Source organism: Pseudomonas sp. NPDC007930, from assembly GCF_042958985.1.
Lineage (GTDB): Bacteria > Pseudomonadota > Gammaproteobacteria > Pseudomonadales > Pseudomonadaceae > Aquipseudomonas.
Genome location: NZ_JBIBKC010000022.1, coordinates 45,133 through 55,847 on the forward strand (window position 1 = coordinate 45,133; position 10,715 = coordinate 55,847).

Here is a 10,715-nt window from a genome sequence, read left to right on the forward strand (position 1 = left end):
TTTTGTGCATGCGCTTCAGGGCCTCTCGCCCGGCGCAGCCGGCCTCCCACAAGGTCTGTGTTGCCCTCGATTTTCGGGACGATACACATCTGGTGGGAGGCCGGCTGTGCCGGGCGAAGGGCCAGCCAGGCCATGCGCGCAGTAAAACCACCTAGAAAAATCAGGGCTTTTTACCCACGATTTAGCGCTCTGATTGCTTAAGTAAACAGCATTACGGAGCAGCCAGCCCACGATGTGGACTGGGCCCCCAGGGCGGCTCAGTCTTTTTTCAGCATCCCGGCCAGGGCGGCGAAGGGGTTGTGGGTGGCGGTGGCCACTTTCGGCGTGCTCAGCGAGCTGTCGCTGAAGTACTGCTGGTCGGTGTAGCGCGAGTGTTCGTTGTCGTGGCAGTACAGGCACAGCAACTCCCAGTTCGAGCCGTCCTGGGGGTTGTTGTCGTGGTTGTGGTCACGGTGGTGCACGGTCAGCTCGCTCAAGCGCTTGCCGGAAAACTCCCGCGCGCAACGGCCGCACACGTGCGGGTACATCTTCAGGGCTTTGTCGCGGTAGCCGCGTTCGCGCTCGCGCTGGTTGTCGGCGAGGATACGATCGAGCTTGGAAGTGTCGGTGGCCATGCTGCACCCGGTGCTGTGTAAAAAAGGCATTTTATAGTGCCCGTGGGGGTTGCGCCATCGCCCGGGCGTGCCGGGCGACAGCCCTCAGGCTAAACCTTGAACCGCCGCACCACCGCGATCAGCGTCTCGTTCGAGGCCGCCAGCGCCGCGGTGCTGCGTTCACTCTGGGCGCCCTCGGCCACCAACTCCTCGACGATGTGCCGCACCGCGACCATGTTGCGGTTGATCTCCTCGCTCACCGCGCTTTGCTCTTCGGCGGCGGTGGCAATCTGCGTGCTGAGGTCATTGATGCGCACCACCGAGTCGGCCATGCCGTCCAGGCCGCTGTTCACCTTCTGGGTTTTCGCCACCGTGGCCTGGCAGCTGTGCAGGGTTTTTTCCATCGCCGCCACCGCCGCGCCCACACCGTGCTGCAGGCGCGCGAGCATGTCGTTGATCTCCGAGGTGCTGGCCTGGGTGCGCCCAGCCAAGGCGCGGACTTCATCGGCCACCACCGCGAAGCCGCGGCCCTGCTCACCGGCGCGCGCCGCCTCGATCGCGGCGTTGAGCGCCAGCAGGTTGGTTTGCCCGGCGATCTCGCCGATCACCCCGAGCACCGCGTTGATGCGCTGGGCGTCTTCCTCCATGGCGCGCACCGTGCTGGTGGCCACCTCGACCTCGCCGATCAGCGCGTTGACGCTGGCCGAGGCATCGTCGACCACCCCCTTCGACTGCCGCGCGTTGTCGTTGGCGCTGCGGGTCATGCTGGCGGTTTGCGCGGCGTTGCGCGCCACGTCTTCGGCGGTGGAGCTCATCTCGGTGATGGCCGTGACCGCCTGGTCGGTTTCGTTGGCATGGCGCACCAGGATGCGGTTGGTGCCCTGGGCTTGCTGGCGCAGTTGCTCAACGCCGCCGGCGATCACCCCGGAGCAGGCCGACACCTCGGTGATCATGTTCTGCAAGTAGGCAATGAAGCGGTTGACCGAGGCCCCCACCGCGCCCAGTTCGTCGTCGGCGCGGATGGCGATGCGCCGGGTCAGGTCGGCATCGCCGGCCGACAGCGTGTCGATGTTGGCCTTGAGCACTGCCAGGCGTTTGATCAACTGGCGCAGCGCGACCACCATCAGCACCAGCAGCAAGGCCACCAGCGGCAGCTGCAGCGCCGCCAGGGTAGTCAGCACCTTGGCGCTCTGTGCAGTCAGCACCTGGGTCGGCTGGGCGATGGCCATCGCCCAGGGCGTGCCGTCGATCGGCTGCAGGAACAGCGTGTAGTCCTCGCCGTCGCTGCCAGTGTAGTGTTCACGCGCCGCGCCGCTTTTGAGCATGCCTTGCAGGGCCGCGGCGAAGGGGTACTGGGCGGCCAGCGCGGAGAGGTTCTTCAGCACGTTGTTGCCGGGGATCTCCGGCTGGTTGCTGAGCACGGTGCCGTCTTTTTCGACGATCATCAGCAGCGCGTGGGCCTGGGCCTCCTTGGCCGCGACCAGGTCGTTGAAAAACCCCAGGGTCACGTCGATGGTGGCCACGCCATACGGCGCGCCGCCCTTGCTGATGGCCATGGCGCAGTTGGTGCGCGGCTCGGGGCTGGCGTCGTCGCGGTAGGCGGCGGCCCAGTTGCACTGGCCGGCGGGGGCCTTCAGGCCACCGAGGTACCAAGACTGCTCGAAGTAGTTCTGCGCCTCGGGCGAGTTCCAGTGGGTGTTGACGATCAGCTTGCCGCTGGCATCGCGGTGGTAAAAGGTGCTGTGCTTGGCCCGCCCGGGGCTGCGTTTGTCTGGCAGCGGCCACACGCCGCCGCCAAACACTTTCAGTTCGCCGTACTGGTTGACCATCGCCGGCAGCAGCCGGTCGATGTCATCGCTCTCCAATTGCGGCACGGTTTCGGTGATCACCCGCTGCTGCGCCTGCACCCGGCCGAGCTCGGCCTTGATCAGGTTACCGATCTCCGCGGCCTGGCCGGTGAGCTGCCGTTCGTCGGCTGCGGTCAGGTTGGGGCTCACAAATTGGTGGATGCCCACCGCGGTGAGGATGCCGATCAGGGCGACCGAACCGATGAAAGTGGCGGTGTAGCGCGCTTGGATGGTTTTTAGCATGGCGAAGGTCCGTTAGCCGGCAGGGGGCCGTAACACGGCTATCGGCGGGACTGGGCGCAACTGGAGCGCCACAGGGTTTATTCGCCACAGCCACCGCCAGCGTGCTGCTGGAAAACCGCCCGGGCGGTGGCTTGGCGTGCGGGTGCAACGGCCGTGGGTGAGTTGATGGCCCTGGTTCTCCAAAGGGGGGTGTTGCTGCAGGCATGGGTTGGCTGGCCCATCGCCCGGCACAGCCGTAATGCCGGGCACTTGAGGAAAAATTCGATTCCAAATGGCTTAAATGAACAGCATTACGGCAGCGCCGCCCTACACACACACCCGCTGCGCCGGCTCCACCGCCGCATACACCGGCGCCGCCGCCTCCAACCCGCCGTAGCGGCCCAGCGGGATCGTCAGCCGCTCATCGCCGTACCCCCCGGCTTTGGGCAGGCAGGTGGTGGCGCCGATGATCAGCCGCGGGCTGCCCAGCACCGGCGCTGGCAGGCAGCGCCAAGGCAGCGAAAGCCGCAGGGTGGCGCTGCCACGCCAGCCCAGGTACACCCGCAGCAGGGCCAGCAGGTCGCTGTGTTGTTGGCCGCCCGGTAACCACGCCTGCACCTGATCGAGGGTGTCGCAGGCCAGCGTCAGCAGCAGCTCACTGTTGTGGTCGGTGTCCCGCGTGCCCAGTGGCATGCCGTCGCCCAGCCGCCAGGGGTGGTCGGCGGCCAGGCTGATCGGCCTGGGCACCGGGACCGCCTTCGGCCAATGGGGGGTGACCTCGGCGCGGGTGGCGGGGTCGAGCAGGGTGACCAGCGCGGCAATGCCTTCGCTGGGGCGGGTGGGCAGGCGCATCACCCCCAGCAACGCCAAAAACCGTGACACCGGCGTCGCCGCCCGTTGCGCGCTGCCGGGGATACCCAGGCCGATCAGCCCGAGCAGGCATTGCGAGGTGGCATCCGTGCCGCCTGGCTCGAAGGTGGCCGGGTAGGAATACTTGCGCCAGATGCGATAGAACTGGGTGAAGATCCGGTGGTTGAAGATGTCGAGAAAGGCCTCCAGCGCCTCGTGGCCTTCACGCTGGGTGGCGATGTCATCGAGGTACACGCCGGGCAACGGCGAATCCACCCCGTACAGCCCCAACAGCCGGGTGCGCACCGTCGGCCGCTGGCCGGCCGGCAGCTCCACGCCCTTGAACTCGCCCGCCGGGAAACCCATGCCCGGGTCGGGGCGAAACCGCACCGGGTCATCGCTGGGGCGCGCGGTGGTGCCCAAGGGCTGGCCGCTGGCCTGTTCGATCAATTGGCAGAGGCGGTACAGGTTCGCCTCTGGCACTCGCGCTTGCAGCGCTTCGAGCAGCGTACTGGCGCTCAGCCAGGGATGTGCAGGCTGTGATGTTCGTTCCATTGCAGGGTTTTCCCGGAAGGTTGCAGTACCAGAGTGAGTTGCTGAAACAGCTGCACGTCGCCATACAGCGCAAAGAAGCGCCGGAGCATTTCGCCGAACAGCCAGAGGTCGCCACTGCCACAGAAGCCGCCGCTGTCCAGCGTCACTTCAATGGCCACGCCGCGCAGCAGGCAGCCTTTGTGCCAGCGGTGGATAAGCGAGTGGCACACGCCGACGATGGCTTCGATCCGTCGGCGGTTGAGTTCGCTGTGGGTCCATTCGTACAGCGCCAGGGTGCTGCGCAGCACTTGCGGGTTGTCCATCATCGACAAAAAGGTCGCGCCCAGGTGGCTCAGCACACGCCAGTGAAAGCGGTCGCGGTTGGGTGGGTAGCACGGCTGGGTGGGCGCGCTGAGGTTGCGCACGGCGAGGTCTGGCCGCGGCACCGCGCAGCGGTCGAGCAAGGTGCACTGCAGCGCCCTGCGCGGCAATTGCCCCTGGGTGCCGGTCAGCGCCAGTGACACCCGCTCATAGCCCGCCACCCGATCACGCTCCAGGCCCTCGCCGCCCAGCACCAGCCAGGTATCGTGCAGGCCGCCGGCACCGCGCTTGACGCGCGTATGGAAGTAACGCTCCGGGGCTTCGTCGCGCTGCAACCCACCCTTGTGGCGGAAGGTGGAAAACGGCGCATACACCGCCGGGTTGTCACTGCCCAGGGCGGTCACGCCATCGACGCTGTAGATTTCCGTGTGGCCGTCTTGCAGGCGGCGGGGCCGCAGCAGGTGTTCGCTGTGCAGGGTGTCCAGCTGCACGGGGTCTGCCTCGAGGGTGAACAGGTTGATCACCGGCGTAACGTGCAGGCGCAGGTTTTCGGCCTCCAGCGGGTAATCCGCGGGCCAGGCCTCTGCCAGCTCGATGTCCAGCTCCAGCCAGGCGACCCCCTTGGGCAGCGCCACCTGCTCCAGCCCCTGCAGGGCCACGCGCATGAACTTCTCGCGAAAGGTGAAGTACTCCAGCAGCAACTGGTAGCCACTGAAGGCGCCCTCGCCCTGGGGCCACAACCGGGAAGCGCCACCGAAGCCATGGGCGGCGAAGCAGGCTTGCAGCGGCGCGCGCTCAGCCCAGCCAGGCAAGCGCAGGTAGACCGCCTGCACGCGGCCGGTCAGCGCGTGGTACAGGGCGCTGGCCTGGGGTGCATCGCCATTGAGGTAGAACACCACGTTCGCCAGGTCGAACAGCGACCAGTCGGTGTTTTCCCCGCAGGCCAGGCGCAGGCGCAGAACACTCCGGCCGTCGGCGCGGAACTCGTGGCGCAAGGCCTCGACCTGCCAGGGCCGCAACACCACGTCCTCGGTGGTGGTGTAGCGGCAGCACGTGCGCTGGGGCCCCACCGGCTGCGACACCACCTCAAAACCCTTGGGCAGGCTTTCGGGGTTCTTCATGGCTTTGAGGTCAGGGCTGAACTCAACCATGCACAAGGACGGAATGGGCCGCAGGTAACCGGGCCAGAGCAGGCTGACCAGGCCTTCGGTCATTTCGGGCAGGTCATCGTCGAGCTTTTCTCGCAGGCGCCCCATCAGGAACGCAAAGCCTTCGAACAGCCGTTCCACGAACGGGTCCGAAGCGCCGGGGCGGTCGAGGCTGAGCAAGGCGGCGCGGTCCGGGAAGGCGCGGGCAAACTCCTTGCCGGCCTCGCGCAGGTAGCGCATCTCAGCCTCGTAATAGCGCAAGGTAGGGTTGTCGTCGTTCATAAAGCCTCGTGTTCAGAAAATGCAAAGTGACGCTCAGGTTTTTTTCGCCTTGCTGGCACTGGGTGGCTCATCGGCGAGGAAGATCTGCCGCGGCAGGCTAAAGCCGCGCAGCTTGAGCAGCGCCAGCGGGCCGGCGCCGAACTCGGTGCGCAGGTACCAGGTCAGGCCCAGGCCATCGGGGGCGGTGATCACCAGGCGATACTGGCTCGCGGCGTGATCGAGCAACTGGGCGTCGGCGTGCTCCAGCAGGCGGATCAACCCCCACACACCTTGAAAGTCCCCATACAGCCGCGCGCCGCTGTGCACGCTGGTCCAGGTCAGCATCACCCCGGGGCGGTCGCTGCTGCCGGGCCAGGTGAAGCGCTGCCAGCGTTCCTTCTGGTTGAAGTACTCGTGGGTTTTGCCGTCCATTTCGAAGGTGGTTTGCACCACGTCGCGCACCGGCTTGCCTGAGAGTTCAAAGCCCAGGCCGACGGTGCCGTCGGCGAACAGCAGGTCGGCCAGTTCGCTGAGCTGGTCCAGCGCAGTGAGCAGCTCGGGGTTGACCCGCAGGCCATGGCTGCGCTGCGGGTCTACCACCCAGCGGCTGCCTTCCTTGCGCAACAGCCCGCCCACCTGGCCGCTGAGAAACCGCTCGATGCGCCCGCTGTCGCTGCGGATCATCTGCGCGAGCAACGGCAACGACGCATCCGCCTGGCTCGCGGCGAACGGATAACGGCCCACGAAGGCGATGTTCCAAGGCTCGACCACCGCGCGCTGCCACTGGCTATTGAGGCTTTGCGCCGACGGCCGCAGCAGGCGCTGCCAAGCCTGTTCCAGCGGCTGCACGAACAGCGCCTGGCCGGCGCCGCGCCACTGCCCACCGAGGCTGGCGGCAACCAGTTGGCCATAGGCCTGGGCGCCGCCCAGCTCGGTGCTGTTGCCCTGGAACACGCCCTGGGCCAAGGCCAGGGTCATCGCCTGTGGGTCGGCCGCGGCCAGCACTTGTTCAAGGCGCAAGCGCAACTGAGTGACCTGGCTCAGGTAAGCCGCCAGGCTCGGCGCGCCGTCGGCAGGCGCGGGGCCTGGCTCGACCAAGGCCAGCCAAGGGCCCAACCCGCTGGCCAACGGCGCGGCGCTGGCGGCGCTGATCGGCAGCGCATGCTCGCCTTGGCCGAGGGCCTGCTTGGCCGAAGCCAGCCAATCGCCGGCCAGGCCGCTGGGGCCACCGGCTTTAGCCTGCCAGGCCACGCTATTGAGCAGCGCCAGCAACGGCGACTGCTGGGCGTCGGCGAGCAGGGCCAACTGCTCGACGTTCTCCCCCAGGCTGCCGGCACGCGTGAAGCGCACGCTGTTGAGCATCTCCAGCCAGGCGCGGTTGTAGTCCTGAAAGTAGCGCGCCGCCAGGCGCTGCTTGAGGGCCTGCGGGGTGGCGGCCGGGTCGAGCTGGCCGGGGTGGTCGCTGAGCACCCAGTCCACCTGTTCCCGGCGGGCCTCGGCGGCCTGTTCGATGGCATCGCGCACGCGGCCTTCCCAAGCCTGGCGGGTGAACATGCCGGGCACCACTTTGCCCGTGCTGAACAGGCTGCCGGCGGCCGTGCCACCCACCAGCTGCGCCAGGCCCAGGTCAGGGAAGCCCGCCGCCACGCTGGCCAGCACCTGGGCATAGAGGGTGTTCTCCGCGCTGCGCTGGCCGAGCTCGCTGAGCAACACCTGGCGCGCACGGGCAACGAGGGTGTGGTCCATGGACAAGGCCCACTGCGGGTGCTGGGCGAGCTGCTCGAAATACACCCGCCACAGCTCGGGGTTGCCCTCGCCTTGGCTGGCCACGCCGAGCATAAAACGGGCGTCCAGCCGCTCGGGCCTGGCCAGCATCAGGTAGGCCTTGAGCGCCTGGTAGCCCTGCTCGGCATGGGCCTGGCGCGCCAGGCTGCCGGCAGGCAATTGGGCGGCCTGCGCCAACTGGGCCGCCAGGCGTTGCGCCAACGGGTCACGCAACAGCCGTTGGCTGGCCGTGGCATAGGTGGGCCGCAGATGGTCGAGCAAGGCTTGGCTGCGGTCCAGGCCGAAACGGGCATACCACGGCGCGCCGGCGCTGGCGCGGCCGGCCAGGTAGTCGATTTCCAGGGTGAGGTCATACAGCGCCTCAACGCCGCCCTGTTCACCGGCGGGGTGCTCGAGCCGGCCCTGCAGGGCCTGGATGTGGGCGATTTCGCTGCGGTTCAGCGCGAACGACACCAGCACCCCCAACACACACACCGCGGCCAGGGCCAGGCCACCCACGTAGGCCATGCGCCGCGCTGGCCAGCCGGCCCAGCGGCCCTCGGCGGTGTCTTGCAGTATTCCGTTCCAACTGGCGTCGGGTTGCCATAACGACGGCATGCCACCTTCCACGCGGGTGAGCGGCAGGCTGAACCATAACCCACGCAGCCAAACGCCTTGGGCCAGTGCTGGCACCAAGGGCTGCAAGGCCTTGCCCCAGCGGCCGATGCCTTCATCGCGCAGCGCCGCGGATAACCAGTAATAGAACACATAGCCATTGTCGCCCCGGGCCCAGCTCATGCCGGCTTCGGCCAGCGGCCCGACCATCGCCGCCAACTGCGCCTGGGCTGCATCGGTGCTGAATTCGCGGCCCAGCAGGCAGCCGGCCGGCAGGGTTTTCCGGGGGGTGTCTGGCCAGGGGCTGCGGTACACCTCCCACAGGTGCAGCGGCGCCTGCCATTGCAGGGTCTGCGCCAGGCTGCGCAGGTGGCGCAGGCCGGTGTCGAGGTGCACCGGCTGGCCCACCTGCTCGCTGCTGAGGGCCCACACGACCGCGTCGAAAGGGCGCCGTGGGTGCAGCGTTTGCCACTGGCCCACGGCAACGGCTGAAGGCGCCGCCTGCAGGCTGCCGCCGTGCAGCAGCAACACCCCTTCGGCCTCGAGCCAGTGCTGGCGGGCCAGGGTGGGGGCAATGGCCTCGATCTGCTCCGGCTCGCCCACCACCAGCACCACCCGCAACCGGCGCCGCCAAAAGCGCCCGTAGAGGTGGCGCATGTTCAGGCGCAGGGTACTGGGCCAGGTGGCCTGGCTGCGTTCGTCTGCTGGCTCCAAGGGCAGCGCCGGTATGCTCCCGGCGCCGAGCGCTACCCGCAGCGCCTGGCCGCCGCCCAGGTAGGCGCCGCCGATCAGCAGCAGGCACAGCGCGCAGGCGCCCAACCACACCTTCAGCGCCTGGCCCAGCAGCGCTTGCGGGCCCAGCCGTGGCCAACCCCACTCGGCGGCCGCCGGCGTGTACAGCAACGCCCCCGCCAGCACCAATAGCGTTACCACCAACAGGCAGAACAGCACCGCGCGGGTGGCTGGCTGTTTAGTTTTCTGTGTTTGCGTTGCCATAAGGCCCTGCCATCCCGATTACGATGTGTTGATCCATGCCATGGCTGGCCCAGCCACAGGGCGCCTCGGTTTGCGCGGCCTGCAGCCACGCCAGCGACAGCGCGACAAAGGGCGCGCAGTGCTGCAGCTCGCCCCAGTAACGGCCAAGTTCGTGGTTGCCCAGCGGCCAGCCAGCGGCGCGCAAGGCTTGCGCGGCGGGGCTGCCCAGGGCCAGGGCGGCGGCGGGTAATGCCGCCGGCCGCAAGTAGCGTTGCACCTGCGCGCACAGCGAGGCGGCGCTGTCACCCGGCGCCGCGGCCAGCACCTCGGCGCGGTGCACTTGGTGCTGGCCCGCGCGGCTGGCAACCCAGGCGAACGCCGCTTCGCCGGCCATGCCCGGCGCCGCGCCAGCCGGCGCCACCGACACCACCCCGGCGCACAACAGCCAGGCCTGCGGGGCGTCGTAGCGGTAGTGCAACAGGTCGATCAGCGTGCAGAGGTCGGCCGGGGCCTGCAGCGGCAGTTGCATGGCCGGCAGGCGCAGGCCCGCGGCCTGCAGCACCGCGGCAAACGCGGCGTGGCTGGCCGGGCAACCGCCCCAGGCCAGCGCACGCAACCGCGGCCAACGGGCTTCCAGCCCGGGCAAGGCGAGCACCCGCCGGGCAAGCCGCGCGCCCAACCAGGCGGCGCGGCCTTCGCCGCTGACGGTGCCCAGCGGGCAGCGCAACGCCGGCGCGCCGCCGGCGGCCACCGGGCTGGGCACCGCCGTGGCGGCCATGCAGCCCTGGTAGGCCTGCTGCCCCTCCCCGGCCGGGCCCAACAGCAGCACCTGTTCCAGCGGCAACCCCAGGCTGCGCCAGTGCCACCAGCGCGCGCGGGTAGCCGCTAATACCTGTTGGTAGCGGGCATGGCGCAGCCGCGCCAATTGGAACAGCCACAGGCGCAGGCTCAGGCCGAGCACCAGCAGCAGCGGCCCCAGCAGCGCCAGCAACCACCAGCCGCGCCGCGGCGGCGCGGCCGGCCAGAGCAGCGCCAGGCAGCCGGCCCAGGCCAGCAGCACCAGCAGCCCAACCTGCGCCCAACGCTTCCAGCGCGGTACCGCCGGTGCCGCGCGTGGGGCGTAACAAGGCGGCCGCGGGGTCATGGCTGCACCGCCATCAGCGCCGCCGCCAAGGTGCTGACCAACCGGCAACCACAGCCGCAGGGCCCGCCGTGCAACGCCACCGCCTGGCCCTCGAGGGTGGCATAGCTGGCGCCCTGCACGATGGTGGTCGCGCCGTGTTTGTTGCAACGGGCAGCGGCGCCGACAAACGCCACCGGCTTGCCGAAGGCATCGAAGTGCCCTTCGAGCACCTCCCCGCCGTGGGGGCTCAACGGGTCGCCCTGGCGTACCAGCGGGATCATGCCTTCACCTCCTGGCCCCACTCCACCAGCGCACCGGCGGCGCGCAAGTAGGCATCGCTGCGGCTCAAGCGCTCGGCCTGGTCGTCGCGGATAAACTGCGCCTTCAGCGCACCGGCCACCTCGCCGATGGCCTGGGTCGGCTTGAGCAACTCCGCCGCGCCCTCGACGAAACCCAGGGTGCG

Annotated in this window: 7 protein-coding genes and 2 pseudogenes; all 9 read right to left on the reverse strand. The window is 68.8% G+C overall.

Annotation, left to right across the window (positions count from 1 at the left end; genetic code table 11):
* Positions 1 to 257: 257 nt before the first annotated feature.
* Complete coding sequence (locus tag ACFZCE_RS25060; protein WP_390943244.1) at positions 258 to 614, reverse strand: YajD family HNH nuclease; 357 nt, start codon at positions 612 to 614, stop codon at positions 258 to 260.
* A gap of 89 nt (positions 615 to 703) precedes the next feature.
* Positions 704 to 1,546, reverse strand: coding sequence for a methyl-accepting chemotaxis protein (locus ACFZCE_RS25065; RefSeq protein ID WP_390943250.1), 843 nt, complete (start codon positions 1,544 to 1,546; stop codon positions 704 to 706).
* 15 nt (positions 1,547 to 1,561) lie between these two features.
* Positions 1,562 to 2,683: pseudogene (locus ACFZCE_RS25070) on the reverse strand (cache domain-containing protein); the annotation flags it as partial.
* A 306-nt stretch (positions 2,684 to 2,989) separates the two neighbouring features.
* Positions 2,990 to 4,066: a type VI secretion system baseplate subunit TssG gene (gene tssG / locus ACFZCE_RS25075; RefSeq protein WP_390943245.1), complete on the reverse strand. Its 1,077-nt coding sequence runs from the start codon at positions 4,064 to 4,066 to the stop codon at positions 2,990 to 2,992.
* On the reverse strand, positions 4,030 to 5,796 hold the full coding sequence (gene tssF / locus ACFZCE_RS25080; protein ID WP_390943246.1) for a type VI secretion system baseplate subunit TssF: 1,767 nt from the start codon (positions 5,794 to 5,796) through the stop codon (positions 4,030 to 4,032). The genes tssG and tssF overlap by 37 nt, the downstream gene beginning before the upstream one ends.
* Positions 5,797 to 5,829: 33 nt before the next feature.
* Positions 5,830 to 9,150: an ImcF-related family protein gene (locus ACFZCE_RS25085; RefSeq protein ID WP_390943247.1), complete on the reverse strand. Its 3,321-nt coding sequence runs from the start codon at positions 9,148 to 9,150 to the stop codon at positions 5,830 to 5,832.
* On the reverse strand, positions 9,125 to 10,273 hold the full coding sequence (locus ACFZCE_RS25090) for a hypothetical protein (RefSeq protein ID WP_390943248.1): 1,149 nt from the start codon (positions 10,271 to 10,273) through the stop codon (positions 9,125 to 9,127). The genes ACFZCE_RS25085 and ACFZCE_RS25090 overlap by 26 nt, the downstream gene beginning before the upstream one ends.
* Positions 10,270 to 10,533, reverse strand: coding sequence for a PAAR domain-containing protein (locus ACFZCE_RS25095; protein WP_390943249.1), 264 nt, complete (start codon positions 10,531 to 10,533; stop codon positions 10,270 to 10,272). Before ACFZCE_RS25095 ends, ACFZCE_RS25090 begins: the two co-directional genes overlap by 4 nt.
* Positions 10,530 to 10,715: pseudogene (locus ACFZCE_RS25100) on the reverse strand (hypothetical protein); the annotation flags it as partial. The gene ACFZCE_RS25095 and the pseudogene ACFZCE_RS25100, both read right to left, overlap by 4 nt.

Coding starts and splice junctions, on each gene's coding strand:
- ACFZCE_RS25060 (WP_390943244.1), bottom strand. CDS start 614: ATGGCCACCGACACTTCCAAGCTCGATCGTATCCTCGCCGACAACCAG.
- ACFZCE_RS25065 (WP_390943250.1), bottom strand. CDS start 1,546: ATGATCACCGAGGTGTCGGCCTGCTCCGGGGTGATCGCCGGCGGCGTT.
- tssG (WP_390943245.1), bottom strand. CDS start 4,066: ATGGAACGAACATCACAGCCTGCACATCCCTGGCTGAGCGCCAGTACG.
- tssF (WP_390943246.1), bottom strand. CDS start 5,796: ATGAACGACGACAACCCTACCTTGCGCTATTACGAGGCTGAGATGCGC.
- ACFZCE_RS25085 (WP_390943247.1), bottom strand. CDS start 9,150: ATGGCAACGCAAACACAGAAAACTAAACAGCCAGCCACCCGCGCGGTG.
- ACFZCE_RS25090 (WP_390943248.1), bottom strand. CDS start 10,273: ATGACCCCGCGGCCGCCTTGTTACGCCCCACGCGCGGCACCGGCGGTA.
- ACFZCE_RS25095 (WP_390943249.1), bottom strand. CDS start 10,533: ATGATCCCGCTGGTACGCCAGGGCGACCCGTTGAGCCCCCACGGCGGG.